14 protein-coding genes are annotated in these 14,800 nt (G+C 57.0%); 9 read left to right on the top strand and 5 right to left on the bottom strand.

Annotation, left to right across the window (positions count from 1 at the left end):
• Positions 1-25: 25 nt before the first annotated feature.
• A complete protein-coding gene (corA, locus tag IM282_RS07840) occupies positions 26-976 on the top strand; it encodes a magnesium/cobalt transporter CorA (RefSeq protein WP_003860807.1) in 951 nt (316 codons plus the stop codon).
• A gap of 43 nt (positions 977-1,019) precedes the next feature.
• On the opposite strand, the gene rarD is transcribed toward corA, so the two are convergent.
• Entirely contained in the window at positions 1,020-1,916 is an 897-nt protein-coding gene (gene rarD, locus IM282_RS07835; RefSeq protein ID WP_023299047.1) for an EamA family transporter RarD, read from the bottom strand.
• Positions 1,917-1,967: 51 nt separating this feature from the next.
• Entirely contained in the window at positions 1,968-2,435 is a 468-nt protein-coding gene (gene yigI, locus IM282_RS07830; RefSeq protein ID WP_006812366.1) for an acyl-CoA thioesterase YigI, read from the bottom strand.
• A 160-nt stretch (positions 2,436-2,595) separates the two neighbouring features.
• Between yigI and pldA the strand changes: the two genes are divergently transcribed.
• From pldA to rhtC, 3 genes are all read left to right on the top strand, one after another.
• Positions 2,596-3,465 (top strand): phospholipase A, encoded by an 870-nt coding sequence (gene pldA, locus IM282_RS07825; RefSeq protein WP_022646666.1) that lies wholly within the window; start codon positions 2,596-2,598, stop codon positions 3,463-3,465.
• Between the two features lie 90 nt (positions 3,466-3,555).
• Complete coding sequence (gene recQ, locus IM282_RS07820) at positions 3,556-5,385, top strand: ATP-dependent DNA helicase RecQ (protein ID WP_032626543.1); 1,830 nt, start codon at positions 3,556-3,558, stop codon at positions 5,383-5,385.
• Between the two features lie 61 nt (positions 5,386-5,446).
• The gene (gene rhtC / locus IM282_RS07815) at positions 5,447-6,067 is read left to right on the top strand and encodes a threonine export protein RhtC (RefSeq protein WP_006179256.1); all 621 of its coding nucleotides are present in this window, start codon (positions 5,447-5,449) and stop codon (positions 6,065-6,067) included.
• On the opposite strand, the gene rhtB is transcribed toward rhtC, so the two are convergent.
• A complete protein-coding gene (rhtB, locus tag IM282_RS07810) occupies positions 6,064-6,684 on the bottom strand; it encodes a homoserine/homoserine lactone efflux protein (RefSeq protein WP_006812363.1) in 621 nt (206 codons plus the stop codon). The genes rhtC and rhtB overlap by 4 nt on opposite strands.
• 111 nt (positions 6,685-6,795) lie before the next feature.
• On the opposite strand from rhtB, the gene pldB reads away from it, so the two are divergent.
• The 3 genes from pldB to IM282_RS07795 all read left to right on the top strand — a co-directional run bounded on the left by pldB (position 6,796) and on the right by IM282_RS07795 (position 9,602).
• The gene (gene pldB / locus IM282_RS07805; RefSeq protein ID WP_192970297.1) at positions 6,796-7,788 is read left to right on the top strand and encodes a lysophospholipase L2; all 993 of its coding nucleotides are present in this window, start codon (positions 6,796-6,798) and stop codon (positions 7,786-7,788) included.
• A gap of 31 nt (positions 7,789-7,819) precedes the next feature.
• A complete protein-coding gene (gene yigL, locus IM282_RS07800; RefSeq protein WP_023299050.1) occupies positions 7,820-8,620 on the top strand; it encodes a sugar/pyridoxal phosphate phosphatase YigL in 801 nt (266 codons plus the stop codon).
• Positions 8,621-8,702: 82 nt separating this feature from the next.
• The gene (locus IM282_RS07795) at positions 8,703-9,602 is read left to right on the top strand and encodes a carboxylate/amino acid/amine transporter (protein WP_157506465.1); all 900 of its coding nucleotides are present in this window, start codon (positions 8,703-8,705) and stop codon (positions 9,600-9,602) included.
• On the opposite strand, the gene metR is transcribed toward IM282_RS07795, so the two are convergent.
• Complete coding sequence (metR, locus tag IM282_RS07790; RefSeq protein ID WP_157506467.1) at positions 9,490-10,443, bottom strand: HTH-type transcriptional regulator MetR; 954 nt, start codon at positions 10,441-10,443, stop codon at positions 9,490-9,492. The genes IM282_RS07795 and metR overlap by 113 nt on opposite strands.
• A 115-nt stretch (positions 10,444-10,558) precedes the next feature.
• On the opposite strand from metR, the gene metE reads away from it, so the two are divergent.
• On the top strand, positions 10,559-12,820 hold the full coding sequence (gene metE, locus IM282_RS07785) for a 5-methyltetrahydropteroyltriglutamate--homocysteine S-methyltransferase (RefSeq protein WP_192970296.1): 2,262 nt from the start codon (positions 10,559-10,561) through the stop codon (positions 12,818-12,820).
• Positions 12,821-12,867: 47 nt separating this feature from the next.
• On the opposite strand, the gene IM282_RS07780 is transcribed toward metE, so the two are convergent.
• Positions 12,868-13,674, bottom strand: coding sequence for a dienelactone hydrolase family protein (locus tag IM282_RS07780; protein ID WP_023299052.1), 807 nt, complete (start codon positions 13,672-13,674; stop codon positions 12,868-12,870).
• A gap of 259 nt (positions 13,675-13,933) precedes the next feature.
• On the opposite strand from IM282_RS07780, the gene udp reads away from it, so the two are divergent.
• Positions 13,934-14,695 (top strand): uridine phosphorylase, encoded by a 762-nt coding sequence (gene udp / locus IM282_RS07775; protein ID WP_003860792.1) that lies wholly within the window; start codon positions 13,934-13,936, stop codon positions 14,693-14,695.
• Positions 14,696-14,800: the final 105 nt, after the last annotated feature.

Below are 14,800 nucleotides of genomic sequence, written 5' to 3'. Positions count from 1 at the left end.
ATTTTTTGCATTGGGAGTCCCGGTCATGTTGAGCGCATTTCAACTCGAAAATAACCGACTGACTCGGCTTGAAGCCGAAGAGTCACAGCCCCTCATTGATGCCGTATGGGTGGATCTGGTCGAGCCGGACGACGATGAGCGCCTTCGCGTACAATCTGAACTGGGGCAAAGCCTGGCGACACGCCCGGAACTGGAAGACATCGAAGCATCCGCCCGTTTTTTTGAAGACGAAGACGGCCTGCACATTCACTCCTTCTTCTTCTTCGAAGATGCCGAAGACCACGCGGGGAACTCCACCGTGGCGTTTACCATCCGCGATGGCCGCCTGTTCACCCTGCGCGAGCGCGAACTGCCTGCGTTTCGTCTCTACCGCATGCGCGCCCGCAGCCAGGCGATGATGGACGGTAACGCCTATGAGCTGCTGCTGGATCTGTTCGAAACCAAAATCGAACAGCTGGCGGATGAAATCGAAAACATCTACAGCGACCTGGAAAAGCTGAGCCGCGTGATCATGGAAGGCCATCAGGGCGATGAGTACGACGAAGCGTTGTCCACGCTGGCAGAGCTGGAAGATATCGGCTGGAAGGTGCGTTTGTGTCTGATGGATACCCAGCGCGCGCTGAACTTCCTGGTGCGCAAGGCGCGTCTGCCGGGCGGTCAGCTGGAGCAGGCGCGTGAGATCTTACGCGATATCGAATCCCTGCTGCCGCACAACGAATCCCTGTTCCAGAAGGTCAACTTCCTGATGCAGGCGGCAATGGGCTTTATCAACATCGAGCAGAACCGCATCATCAAGATCTTCTCGGTGGTTTCCGTGGTGTTCCTGCCGCCGACGCTGGTGGCATCCAGCTACGGGATGAACTTTGAGTTTATGCCGGAGCTGAAGTGGAGCTTTGGCTACCCGGGGGCGATTATCTTTATGATCCTCGCCGGGCTGGCGCCGTACCTGTACTTCAAGCGGAAGAACTGGTTGTAAAAATCAGGCGGGTGGCGCTGCGCTTACCCGCCCTACAAAGCACCTAAATTCCTCTGCGAGTCCTGCGCTGGGTATAAATTGCATCCGCAACGAAAATCGCCAGCGCCACCCAGATAAAGGCAAACGTCACCATCTTATCCGCACCCGGCACCTCGCCGTAAAACACCACCGCCAGCAGGAACATCAGCGTCGGGCCGATGTACTGGAAGAAGCCAAGCGTCGAGAGACGCAGACGCGTTGCCGCGCCGGTGAAGCACAGCAGGGGAATCGTCGTGACCACGCCCGCCGCCATCAGCATCAGGTTCAGCGACCATGGGTTGCTGCCCATGTGGCTGGTGGCGCTGTCGGCAATACCGAACAGGTAGATCGCGGCGACAGGCAGCAGCCACAGGGTTTCAAACAGCATTCCCGTCTGCGCTTCCACGGCGATTTTTTTACGCACCAGGCCGTAGAAGGCAAAGCTGAACGCCAGCCCCAGGGCGATAACCGGCAGTGAACCGAAGGTCCACAGCTGTACCAGCACGCCGCAGAGGGCCAGAATCACCGCTACCCACTGCATCCGGCGGAAACGTTCGCCGAGGAAAATCATCCCCAGCACGATGTTCACCAGCGGGTTAATGAAGTAGCCCAGGCTGGCTTCGAGCATGTGATGGTTATTCACCGCCCAGATAAACAGCAGCCAGTTTCCGCCAATCAGCACCGCAGAGAGGGCAAGCAGGAAGACCTTCTTCGGGGTTTTCAGTAGCGTTTTGACGCCTGACCACTGACGGCTGATGCTCATCAGCGCGATCATAAAGAAAAACGACCAGATGACGCGGTGAGTGAGGATCTCGTCCGCCGGGACATAGGCGATAAGCTTGAAGTACGCCGGTGCGATACCCCAAATAAAATAAGCGGCAAGGGCGAGTAAAACGCCCTGCCGCGTCTGTTTAGCATCCATCGGGAAAATCCGTTACAAAAAAGTGAAGTAATTTTACCCGAATTTGCCGTCTCAACCCACCATATAAGTGGCGGTTGCGCTGGCGATATAAACCTGCTCCTCGTTATGCAGCTCAACGCGGGCGACGGCAACTTTATTCCCGGCGCGCAGCAGGCTGCTGGTGCAGGTGAAGCGGTTTCCGCGTCCCGGTCGCAGATAGTCGACGCGTAAATCGATGGTGCCCATGCGCGACAGGCGCTGGCGTAATTCATCTTCGTTGATGGTGTCATGGCGCGTCAGCGTGCTGCCCACGCACACCAGACCGGCCGCCACGTCCAGCGCAGAGGCAATCACCCCGCCGTGCAAAATGCTTTGCGCCCAGTTACCGACCATCATTGGCTGATTATTGAAACTCAGCTGAGCGAAGTCTTTTTCGTATCGCTCCAGCTCAAGACCCAGTGCACGGTTGAATGGCATGTGGTACACAAAAATCTCGCCCACGAGCTTTAAGGTTTCTTCGGCGGTGAGTGTGGCTGACATCTGACGTGGCATCCTTGTTGTTAACAAAATGTTGATTTTATGCTTCAGGATAAAGGAATGCCACTTTAAGAAACGAGGAAGCGGAAGTTATCGCAGAAGTCTGTAGAATGCCCGGACAAAACTATTCATTAAATGTCACAATTTCAGGAGAACACCACCGATGCGGACGTATCTGGGTTGGTTACTGGCGGCGGTTGCGCTGCCCCTCACAGCATATGCGCAGGAAGCGACGATCAAAGAAGTGCATGATAAACCTGCCGTTCAGGGCAGCATCATCGCCAATATGCTTCAGGAGCATGACAATCCGTTCACGCTCTACCCTTATGACACAAACTACGTGATCTATACCCAGACCAGCGATCTCAACAAAGAGGCGATAAGCTCCTATAACTGGTCTGACAATGCGCGTAAAGATGAGGTGAAGTTCCAGCTCAGCCTGGCCTTCCCGTTATGGCGCGGCATCCTGGGGCCGAACTCGGTGCTTGGTGCATCTTACACGCAGAAGTCATGGTGGCAGCTCTCCAACAGCGGGGAATCTTCACCGTTCCGCGAAACCAACTATGAACCGCAGCTGTTCCTCGGTTTCGCCACTGATTATGAGTTTGCAGGCTGGACGCTGCGAGACGTGGAGGTGGGCTATAACCACGATTCCAACGGTCGTTCCGACCCAACCTCACGCAGCTGGAATCGCGTTTATACGCGTCTGATGGCGCAGAACGGCAATTTCATGGTGGAAGTGAAGCCGTGGTACGTGGTGGGCAGCACCGATGACAATCCTGATATCACCAAATACATGGGCTATTATCAGCTTAAAGTGGGCTATCAGCTGGGTGACGCGGTGCTGAGCGCCAAAGGGCAGTACAACTGGAATACCGGCTACGGCGGCGCAGAGCTGGGCCTGAGCTACCCAGTGACGAAACACGTTCGTCTCTATACCCAGGTGTATAGCGGTTATGGCGAATCGCTGATCGACTATAACTTCAACCAGACCCGCGTTGGTGTGGGCGTCATGCTGAACGATATTTTCTAAGCTGCTCGAATGTTTTTGCGTTAAACGTTGAAGTTTCTCTCTCAGGCGCTGAAAATAGCGCCTGTTTCATTTCTGGCATATGGGGTTAACGTGGCGCAGGCGGAAGTATTGAATCAGGAATCGCTGGCTAAACAGGTTTTGCATGAAACCTTTGGCTACCAGCAGTTCCGTCCTGGCCAGGAAACCATCATTGAAACCGTGCTGGAAGGCCGCGATTGCCTGGTGGTCATGCCGACCGGCGGCGGAAAATCGCTCTGCTATCAGGTGCCCGCGCTGGTACTTAATGGCCTGACGGTTGTGGTCTCCCCCCTTATTTCCCTGATGAAAGACCAGGTCGACCAGCTGCTTGCCAACGGCGTGGCGGCGGCCTGTCTTAACTCGACGCAAACCCGCGAGCAGCAGCAAGAGGTGATGGCCGGGTGCCGCACCGGGCAGATCCGCCTGCTGTATATCGCGCCAGAGCGCCTGATGCTGGACAACTTCCTCGATCACCTGGCGCACTGGAACCCGGTGCTGCTGGCGGTGGATGAAGCGCACTGTATCTCCCAGTGGGGGCACGATTTCCGCCCGGAATATGCCGCCCTCGGCCAGCTGCGTCAGCGCTTCCCTGAGCTGCCGTTTATGGCGCTTACCGCCACGGCGGATGACACCACGCGTCAGGACATCGTTCGCCTGCTGGGGCTGAAAGACCCCTATATTCAGGTCAGCAGCTTCGACCGGCCGAACATCCGCTATATGCTGATGGAAAAATTCAAGCCGCTGGATCAGCTCCTGCGCTACGTGCAGGAGCAGCGCGGCAAGTCCGGCATCATCTACTGCAACAGCCGCGCGAAGGTGGAAGACACCGCTGCGCGTCTGCAAAATCGCGGCTTTAGCGCGGCGGCATACCATGCCGGGTTAGAAAACCACATCCGCGCCGACGTACAGGAAAAATTCCAGCGTGACGACCTGCAAATCGTGGTCGCAACGGTGGCGTTCGGGATGGGGATCAACAAGCCCAACGTGCGCTTTGTGGTGCACTTTGATATCCCACGCAATATCGAATCCTATTATCAGGAAACCGGCCGCGCCGGGCGTGATGGCCTGCCTGCGGAAGCGATGCTGTTTTACGATCCGGCGGATATGGCGTGGCTGCGCCGCTGTCTCGAGGAGAAACCGCAGGGGCAGTTGCAGGATATCGAACGCCACAAGCTTAACGCGATGGGTGCCTTCGCCGAAGCGCAAACCTGCCGCCGTCTGGTGCTGCTCAACTATTTTGGTGAAGGGCGTCAGGCGCCGTGCGGCAACTGCGATATCTGCCTCGACCCGCCGAAGCAGTACGACGGTCTGATGGACGCGCGCAAAGCGCTCTCGACTATCGGACGCGTGAACCAGCGCTTTGGGATGGGCTACGTCGTCGAAGTGCTGCGTGGGGCTAACAACCAGCGTATCCGCGATATGGGTCACGACAAGCTGCCGGTTTACGGCATCGGGAAAGACCAGAGCCACGAGCACTGGGTAAGCATCATCCGCCAGCTGATCCATCTCGGCTTTGCCACGCAAAATATTGCTCAGCACTCTGCGCTTCAGCTTACCGAAGCGGCGCGACCGGTCCTGCGCGGTGAGGTTGAACTGAAGCTCGCCGTTCCGCGCGTCGTCGCCCTGAAGCCGCGCGTGATGCAGAAATCCTACGGCGGCAACTACGATCGCAAGCTGTTCGCCAAGCTGCGCAAGCTGCGTAAAGCGATTGCGGATGAAGAGAACATCCCGCCATACGTGGTGTTCAATGACGCGACGCTGATCGAGATGGCCGAGCAAATGCCACTCAGCGCCAGCGAGATGCTCAGCGTCAACGGCGTCGGCACGCGCAAGCTGGAGCGCTTTGGTAAAGAGTTTATGGCGCTTATCCGTTCCCACGCTGATGGTGATGATGAGGAGTAGTCAGCCGGGCGAAAAAGTGCCAGGATGATGACTCACTACATTATTTCCCCGCGAGCTAATTATGTTAATGCTATTTCTCACCGTGGCGTTAGTGCACATCGTTGCGCTGATGAGCCCTGGCCCTGACTTCTTCTTCGTGTCACAAACGGCCGTCAGCCGCTCCCGCAAAGAGGCGATGATGGGTGTGCTCGGTATCACCATGGGCGTTATGGTCTGGGCGGCGGTTGCGCTGCTTGGTCTGAACCTGATCCTGGCGAAAATGGCGTGGCTGCATAACATCATCATGGTTGGCGGCGGTCTTTACCTGTGCTGGATGGGCTACCAGATGCTGCGCGGGGCGCTGAAGAAAGAAGAGAAAAAGCCGGAAGAGCCAAAGGTTGAGCTGGCAACGGGCGGCCGTAGCTTTGTGAAAGGGCTGCTGACTAACCTGGCGAACCCGAAAGCGATTATTTACTTCGGCTCTGTGTTCTCGCTGTTTGTGGGGGATAACGTCGGTGCGGGCGCGCGCTGGGGGATCTTCCTGCTAATCGTTGTTGAGACGTTCGCCTGGTTTACCGTTGTGGCAAGCCTGTTTGCTTTACCGGCGATGCGTCGCGGCTACCAGCGCATCGCGAAGTGGATCGACGGCTTTGCCGGCGCACTGTTCGCCGGCTTCGGCATTCATCTCATCATTTCTCGCTAAGCATGACGCGCTGACGCAAGCAGCGCGCCAACCAGCATAAACAGCGAACCAAAGACTTTGTTCAGGGCCTTCATCTGCTTAGGCCCTTTGATCCATGCCGCAATTCGCTGCGCCAGCGTCGCGTAACCAATCATCACAATGATATCGACAATTATGGTGGTCGCGCCCAGCACCACGTACTGCATCACCTGGGGCTGATGCGGCACGATAAACTGCGGGAACAGGGCGGCGAGGAACACAATGCTTTTCGGGTTGGTCAGGTTAACGAACACCGCGCGCTTAAACAGGTGGCCGCGTGTTTGCGTCCGGGAGAGCGTATGCAGATCAATCGAGCCTGCGGCGCGCCACTGTTGAATACCCAGCCAGATAAGATACGCTGCGCCAGCCCATTTCAGCACCTCGAAGGCCAGCACCGAACGGGAGAACAGCGTGCCCAGACCAATCCCCACCAGCACAATGTGAATGCCAAGCCCTGTCTGTAAACCGGCAATTGACGCCGCCGCGCCGCGATAGCCGTGATTAATGGAGGTGGTCATGGTGTTGATTGCGCCCGAGCCAGGTGAAAGGCTGAGGATGATGGATGTCAGCAGGTAAGCGAACCACCACTCGAAGGTCATTTGAAACTCCCGGATCGTCTGTTTTTATGCCACAATACGCTATTGTTGAGTCATTTTGTGACCGGTGACGAAAAAAACGATATTCCCTGAATTACGGGGGGTGGAAACCCAATGTTTCAGCAGAAAAAGGACTGGGAAACACGAGAAAACGCATTTGCTGCTTTCTCCATGGGGCCGCTGACCGATTTCTGGCGCCAGCGTGAGGAAGATGAGTTTATGGGCGTCGGGGATATCCCGGTACGCTTCGTTCGTTTCCATGATGAAAAAAATGACCGGGTGATTGTGGTTTGCCCCGGGCGCATCGAAAGCTATATCAAATATGCCGAGCTGGCGTATGACCTGTTCCATCTGGGCTTTGATGTGTTAATTATCGACCATCGCGGGCAGGGGCTTTCCGGCCGGATGCTGCCGGATACCCATCGCGGCCACGTGGATAACTTCAGCGATTACGTCGACGATCTGGCCGCGTTCTGGCAGCAGGAAGTGCAGCCCGGACCGTGGCGCAAGCGTTATATTCTTGCCCACTCCATGGGGGGCGCGATCTCGACGTTGTTTTTGCAGCGCCATAAGCACCAGTGCGACGCCATTGCGCTGACCGCGCCGATGTACGGCATTGTGATACGTTTTCCTGACTGGATGGTGCGCCATCTTCTCGACTGGGCTGAGGGCCATCAGCGCATTCGTGAAGGCTATGCCATAGGAACAGGACGCTGGCGGGCGTTGCCGTTTGCCATCAATGTATTAACCCACAGTCGGCAGCGTTATCGCCGCAACCTGCGTTTTTATGCCGATGAACCGCGTCTGCGGGTCGGCGGCCCCACCTGGCACTGGGTGCGGGAAGGTATTCATGCCGGTGAGCAGGTGCTGGCGGGCGTAGGCGATGATGACACGCCGACGCTCCTGATCCAGGCGGAAGAAGAGCGTGTGGTGGATAACCGCATGCATGACCGCTATTGTGAACTTCGCGCCGCGGCGGGCCATCCCTGTGAAGGGGGTAAACCGCTGGTCATCAACGGTGCGTACCATGAGATCCTTTTTGAAAAGGACGCTATGCGCTCAGTCGCGCTCAACGCCATTGTTGAACTTTTCAACAGGCATAACTGATTATTGTTTTCCACCAGAGGTTGAAATCCCTATGTACCAGGTTGTTGCATCTGATTTAGATGGCACGCTGCTTTCCCCCGACCACACCCTGTCGCCTTATGCGAAAGAGACCTTAAAACTCCTGACTGCCCGCGGCGTGAACTTTGTGTTCGCCACCGGCCGCCACCACGTGGACGTGGGGCAGATCCGCGATAACCTGGAGATCAAGTCGTACATGATCACCTCCAACGGTGCGCGCGTACACGACACGGACGGCAACCTGATTTTTACCCACAATCTCGATCGCGACATCGCCACTGATTTGTTCGGCATTGTGCATAACAACCCGGATATCGTCACTAACGTTTATCGCGACGACGAGTGGTTTATGAACCGTCATCGCCCGGACGAAATGCGTTTCTTCAAGGAAGCCGTCTTCAACTACTCCCTGTATGAACCGGGTTTGCTGGATCCTGAAGGGATCAGCAAGGTGTTCTTTACCTGCGAAAGTCACGAAGCGCTGCTTCCGCTGGAGCAGGCGATCAACGCCCGCTGGGGAGACCGCGTGAACGTTAGCTTCTCCACGCTGACTTGTCTGGAAGTGATGGCGGGCGGGGTGTCCAAAGGTCACGCGCTGGAAGCGGTCGCGAAGCGTCTGGGCTTTGATCTGAAAGACTGCATCGCGTTCGGCGATGGCATGAACGATGCCGAGATGCTCTCCATGGCGGGCAAAGGCTGCATCATGCAGAACGCGCACCAGCGCCTGAAAGATCTGCACCCGGAGCTGGAAGTGATTGGCACCAACGCAGACAACGCGGTACCTAAGTATTTGCGCAAACTGTTCCTTGAATAATCTTCATTTGATTGTTTATTGTTCAGATGTCAACTAAAGAGTTCGCTACAATGCCTCTCCTTCTTTCTGAGAGACAAGCATTGTGGCGCTACTCATTATCACCACTATCCTGTGGGCCTTCTCCTTTAGCCTGATTGGCGAATACCTTGCCGGATCGGTCGACAGCTACTTTTCGGTGCTGATGCGTGTGGGGCTGGCGGCGCTGGTGTTCCTGCCGTTCCTGCGTACCCGCGGGCAATCGCTGAAAACCATTCTGCTGTACATGCTGGTAGGCGCAATGCAGCTCGGCATCATGTACCTGTTCAGCTTCCGGGCTTACGTCTACCTCTCCGTATCGGAATTTCTGCTCTTTACCGTGCTCACGCCGCTCTATATCACGCTGATTTACGACCTGCTCAGCAGGCGCCGCCTGCGCTGGGGATATCTGCTGAGCGCGGCGCTGGCAGTCATTGGCGCGGCGATAATTCGCTATGACAAGGTGAGCGATCACTTCTGGACCGGGCTGATGTTCGTCCAGCTCGCCAATATCAGCTTCGCCATCGGGATGGTGGGCTACAAACGCCTGATGGAGACCCGCCCGATGCCGCAGCATAACGCGTTTGCGTGGTTCTATATGGGCGCGGCGATTGTCGCGATTGCGGCATGGTTTATGCTCGGCAACCCGCAAAAGCTGCCGACCACCCCCGTGCAGTGGAGCGTTCTGGTCTGGCTGGGCGTGGTGGCCTCGGGGCTGGGCTACTTTATGTGGAACTACGGCGCGACGCAGGTAGACGCCGGAACGCTGGGGATCATGAACAACGTGCACGTGCCGGCGGGGCTACTGGTGAACCTCGCCATCTGGCAGGAACAGCCGCACTGGCCGAGTTTCCTTATTGGGGGAGCGGTGATCCTGGCTTCGCTGTGGGTACATCGCCGCTGGGTCGCTCCGCGCTCCGCACAAACGGAAGATGGTCGCACGCGTGGTTCCGCGCTGAGCGAATAAACGCTTCCGTAATCGGCTGACGCTGCTCGCCGTCGCGCACGGCGGCGTACAGCCGGCTCCACAGTCCTTCACCCAGGGTTTTGGTAACCACCAGACCCTGGCGTTCAACCGTCTCGACCACCCAGTGCGGCAGCGCCGCAATTCCCATTCTGGCCGCCACCATCTGAATTAACAGCAGCGTGTTATCCACGCTTTTCAGCTGTGGGCTGATGCCTGCGGGTTGCAGGAAATGGCGCCAGATATCCAGACGACTGCGCTGTACCGGGTAAATCAGCAGCGTCTCCGTTGCCAGATCTTCCGGCGTGATACGCGTTTTGGCGGCCAGCGGATGGTCCGGGGCCAGCACCAGACGTACCTCAAAATCAAACATTGGCGAATAGTGCAGACCGCTGCGCGGCAGAATATCTGAGGTCATCACCAGATCCAGCTCACCCTGCTGAAGCGACGGCTGCGGATCAAACGTGACGCCGGACTTGAAGTCCATCTCCACCTGCGGCCACTTCTGGCGGAAATTCTCAAGCGCGGGGGTCAGCCACTGAATACAGCTGTGACACTCAATGGCGATGCGCAGGGTGGTCTGCTGCGGCTCGTTGCAGGACTGCAACGCGCTGGCAATCTGCGGCAGCACCTGGTTCGCCAGCTGAAGCAAAATTTCGCCCTGCGGCGTAAAGCGCAAAGGCTGGCTCTTACGCACAAAAAGACGAAAGCCGAGGCGTTGTTCCAGATCGCTGAACTGGTGAGAAAGGGCAGACTGAGTCTGGTGCAGCGTGGCCGCTGCCGCCGCAAGAGAACCGCAGTTCCGCAACGCTTGTAGCGTTTTCAGGTGTTTTATCTCGATCATGAAAGTCCTTCACTTCGCCATGAACATTTTGCGCTTGAGGAATATACAGTACCTGCCAATTATAGATGTGTAAACATCTGGACGTCTAAATAACGAATTTCACAAGGGGCATACCATGACAATCCGCACTCACACTCTCGGTTTCCCTCGCGTTGGCCTGCGTCGCGAGCTAAAAAAAGCGCAAGAAAGCTACTGGGCAGGTAACGCCACCCGTGAAGAACTGCTGGCGGTGGGACGTGAGCTGCGCGCGCGTCACTGGGATCAGCAAAAACAGGCGGGCATTGACCTGCTGCCGGTGGGCGATTTCGCCTGGTACGACCATGTTCTGACCACCAGCCTGCTGCTTGGCAACGTGCCGGCTCGTCATCAGAACAACGATGGATCGGTGGATATCGATACCCTGTTCCGCATCGGCCGTGGCCGCGCGCCAACGGGTGAGCCAGCGGCGGCGGCGGAAATGACCAAGTGGTTCAACACCAACTATCACTATATGGTGCCGGAGTTCGTTAAAGGCCAGCAGTTCAAACTGACCTGGACCCAGCTTCTGGATGAAGTGGACGAAGCGCTGGCGCTGGGTCACCAGGTGAAACCCGTGCTGCTGGGGCCGATAACCTACCTGTGGCTGGGCAAAGTGAAAGGCGAACAGTTCGAACGCCTCAGCCTGCTGAACGACATTCTGCCGGTTTATAAGCAGGTGCTGATTGAGCTGGGCAAACGCGGCATTCAGTGGGTGCAAATCGATGAACCGGCGCTGGTGCTTGAGCTGCCGCAGGCGTGGCTGGACGCCTTCAAACCGGCGTATAACGCGCTCACCGGGCAGGTGAAGCTGCTGCTGACCACCTACTTCGAAGGCGTAACGCCGAACCTGAAAACCATTACCGCGCTGCCGGTTCAGGGTCTGCACGTTGACCTCGTTCACGGCAAAGACGATGTAGCAGAGTTGCACAAGCGTCTGCCAGTGGACTGGCTGCTCTCTGCCGGTCTGGTGAATGGTCGTAACGTCTGGCGTGCCGATCTCACCGAGAAATATGCACAAATTAAAGACATAGTCGGTAAACGTGAATTGTGGGTGGCCTCTTCCTGTTCCCTGCTGCATAGCCCGATTGACCTGAGCGTGGAGACCCGACTCGACCCTGAGGTGAAAAGCTGGTTTGCCTTCGCCCTGCAAAAGTGTGAGGAGCTGGCTCTGCTGCGCGACGCGTTGAACAGCGGCGACACGGCAGCGATTAGCGACTGGAGCGCTCCGATCCAGGCGCGCCGTCACTCGACGCGCGTGCATAACCCGGCAGTGGAAAAACGTCTGGCGGCCATCACCGCCCGGGACAGCCAGCGCCAGAGCCCGTATGAAGTGCGCGCCGAAGCCCAGCGTGCGCGCTTTAACCTGCCCGCGTGGCCGACCACGACAATCGGCTCCTTCCCGCAGACTACCGAGATCCGCAGCCTGCGCCTGGACTTCAAAAAGGGCAATCTGGATGCGAATCACTACCGCACCGGTATTGCGGAACACATCAAACAGGCGATTATCGAGCAGGAACGTTTAGGTCTGGACGTGCTGGTGCACGGTGAAGCCGAGCGTAACGACATGGTGGAATACTTCGGTGAGCACCTGGACGGGTTTGTCTTTACCCAGAACGGTTGGGTGCAGAGCTACGGCTCCCGCTGCGTGAAGCCGCCGGTGGTAATCGGCGACGTCAGCCGCCCGGAAGCGATTACCGTGGAGTGGGCGAAGTATGCCCAGTCTCTGACCGACAAACCGGTAAAAGGCATGCTGACGGGTCCGGTGACCATTCTCTGCTGGTCGTTCCCGCGTGAAGACGTAACCCGGGAAACCATCGCCAAACAGATCGCCCTGGCGCTGCGCGATGAAGTTGCGGATCTGGAAGCGGCCGGGATTGGCATCATTCAGATCGACGAACCTGCGCTGCGTGAAGGTTTGCCGCTGCGTCGCAGCGACTGGGATGCTTACTTACAGTGGGGCGTGGAGGCGTTCCGCCTCAACGCGGCCGTCGCGAAGGACGATACGCAGATCCACACCCACATGTGTTACTGCGAATTTAACGACATCATGGACTCCATTGCCGCGCTCGACGCCGATGTGATCACCATCGAGACCTCGCGTTCAGACATGGAACTGCTGGAGTCGTTCGAAGAGTTCGACTACCCGAACGAAATCGGGCCGGGCGTGTACGACATTCACTCCCCGAATGTGCCAAGCGTGGAGTGGATTGAATCGCTGCTGCAAAAAGCGGCCCAGCGCATCCCGGCGGAACGTCTGTGGGTAAACCCGGACTGCGGCCTGAAAACCCGTGGCTGGCCTGAAACCCGCGCGGCGCTGGCGAACATGGTGCAGGCGGCGCAGAATTTGCGTCAGGCTTGATGAAATGTAGGCCCGGTCAGGCGTAGCCGCCACCGGGCTTTTTGCTTTTACGCTTTTTTCCCGCCGTACTGGCTAAACCATGTCAGCATCCGCTGCCAGCCATCTTTCGCCGATTCCGCATGATAGCTCGGACGATAATCGGCATTAAAGGCGTGCCCGGCTTCCGGATACACCACAATTTCCGCCTTCGCGTTTGCTGCGCGCAACGCATGGCGCATGGTCTCGACCGTATCAAGCGGGATCCCGGTATCCTGACCGCCATAGAGCCCCAACACAGGCGCATTTAAATCCGTCGCAATATCAACAGGTTGCTTCGGTGAATTCAGCGTTTTTTCACCCACCAGCTTGCCGTACCAGGCCACGGCCGCTTTTAGCTGCGGGTTATGCGCGGCGTACAACCAGCTAATGCGTCCGCCCCAACAGAAGCCAGTCACCATCAGACGATGCGCATCGCCACCGTTGCGCGCTGCCCAGCTGGCAACGTGGTCGAGATCGGCCAGCACCTGCGCGTCCGGCACTTTGCTGACCAGGTTGCTGAACAGCGTCGGGATGTCACTGTAATCATTCGGATCGCCCTGACGGAAATAGAGTTCCGGCGCAACGGCCAGGTAACCTTCCAGCGCCAGACGGCGGCAGAGGTCGCGAATATGTTCATGAACGCCAAATATTTCCTGCACCACGATCACGATGGGCAGCGGGCCATCGGCGGATTTTGGCCGCGCGTGGTACGCTGGCATGTTCTCTCCCTGGGAGGGAATGGAGGTCTCGCCTGCGGTAATGGCCTCTTCAGGGGTTGAGACGATGGTTGAAGCATGCGGGGCCGCAGCAGGTGCAAAACCGGTTTTTTCAGTCATGGCATTCTCCGTACCAATGAATGGATTAGCGCAAAGATAAATATAGACACCAGGTTAACAACCCACAGTGCCTTATAGCGTCTATCTTTTGTGCAGCACCCGGCGATATAACTTGTTAATGTGATGTGAATCACCATTTTATGGAAATTAACTGCAATCATTTTCATTCATGGTGAGGTGTGTCACGAAATAATGCACATTGCTTCTGTAAAGTACCGTTTTACTTCTTCTGACAAACCGACCCACAGAGGAGTCACCTATGTCTAAGTCTGATGTTTTTCATCTCGGCCTCACTAAAAACGATTTACAAGGGGCTACGCTTGCTATCGTCCCTGGCGATCCTGAGCGTGTGGAAAAGATCGCCGCGCTGATGGATAAGCCGGTTAAGCTGGCAGCGCATCGCGAATTCACCACCTGGCGCGCAGAGCTGGACGGTAAAGCAGTGATCGTGTGCTCTACCGGTATCGGTGGCCCGTCTACCTCTATCGCCGTTGAAGAGCTGGCACAGCTGGGCATTCGTACTTTCCTGCGCATTGGCACCACAGGCGCCATTCAGCCGCACATCAACGTGGGCGACGTGCTGGTTACCACCGCATCCGTGCGTCTGGACGGGGCAAGCCTGCACTTTGCACCGATGGAATTCCCGGCAGTGGCTGATTTCGAATGCACCACCGCGCTGGTTGAAGCGGCGAAATCCGTGGGCGCCACCACCCACGTGGGCGTCACTGCATCTTCCGATACCTTCTACCCGGGCCAGGAGCGTTACGACACCTTCTCTGGTCGCGTGGTGAGCCGTTTCAAAGGCTCAATGGAAGAGTGGCAGTCGATGGGCGTCATGAACTACGAAATGGAATCTGCGACGCTGCTGACCATGTGCGCAAGCCAGGGTCTGCGTGCCGGTATGGTGGCGGGCGTTATCGTCAACCGTACCCAGCAGGAGATCCCGAACGCTGAAACCATGAAGCAGACGGAAAGCCATGCGGTGAAAATCGTGGTTGAAGCGGCGCGCCGTCTGATCTAATTCTCTCTTCAGTGCTAAAAGGCCGACATGCTCGGCCTTTCTTTTTTGCGTAACGCCTCGCAGGAAAACCCTTTCAAACTGGACGTTCATACAGCACAATTCTAT

Source organism: Enterobacter cloacae complex sp. P29RS, assembly GCF_014893445.1.
In the GTDB taxonomy this organism is placed as follows: domain Bacteria; phylum Pseudomonadota; class Gammaproteobacteria; order Enterobacterales; family Enterobacteriaceae; genus Enterobacter; species Enterobacter intestinihominis.
Note: the sequence above shows the minus strand (reverse complement) of the source record. Positions and strands in the feature narration are given on the sequence as shown.

Excerpts from the sequence above, each read along its gene's own strand:
- corA (WP_003860807.1), top strand. The coding sequence starts at position 26 with ATGTTGAGCGCATTTCAACTCGAAAATAACCGACTGACTCGGCTTGAA.
- yigL (WP_023299050.1), top strand. The coding sequence starts at position 7,820 with ATGTACCAGGTTGTTGCATCTGATTTAGATGGCACGCTGCTTTCCCCC.
- yigI (WP_006812366.1), bottom strand. The coding sequence starts at position 2,435 with ATGTCAGCCACACTCACCGCCGAAGAAACCTTAAAGCTCGTGGGCGAG.
- pldA (WP_022646666.1), top strand. The coding sequence starts at position 2,596 with ATGCGGACGTATCTGGGTTGGTTACTGGCGGCGGTTGCGCTGCCCCTC.
- rhtC (WP_006179256.1), top strand. The coding sequence starts at position 5,447 with ATGTTAATGCTATTTCTCACCGTGGCGTTAGTGCACATCGTTGCGCTG.
- udp (WP_003860792.1), top strand. The coding sequence starts at position 13,934 with ATGTCTAAGTCTGATGTTTTTCATCTCGGCCTCACTAAAAACGATTTA.
- metR (WP_157506467.1), bottom strand. The coding sequence starts at position 10,443 with ATGATCGAGATAAAACACCTGAAAACGCTACAAGCGTTGCGGAACTGC.
- rarD (WP_023299047.1), bottom strand. The coding sequence starts at position 1,916 with ATGGATGCTAAACAGACGCGGCAGGGCGTTTTACTCGCCCTTGCCGCT.
- IM282_RS07780 (WP_023299052.1), bottom strand. The coding sequence starts at position 13,674 with ATGACTGAAAAAACCGGTTTTGCACCTGCTGCGGCCCCGCATGCTTCA.
- rhtB (WP_006812363.1), bottom strand. The coding sequence starts at position 6,684 with ATGACCTTCGAGTGGTGGTTCGCTTACCTGCTGACATCCATCATCCTC.
- pldB (WP_192970297.1), top strand. The coding sequence starts at position 6,796 with ATGTTTCAGCAGAAAAAGGACTGGGAAACACGAGAAAACGCATTTGCT.
- metE (WP_192970296.1), top strand. The coding sequence starts at position 10,559 with ATGACAATCCGCACTCACACTCTCGGTTTCCCTCGCGTTGGCCTGCGT.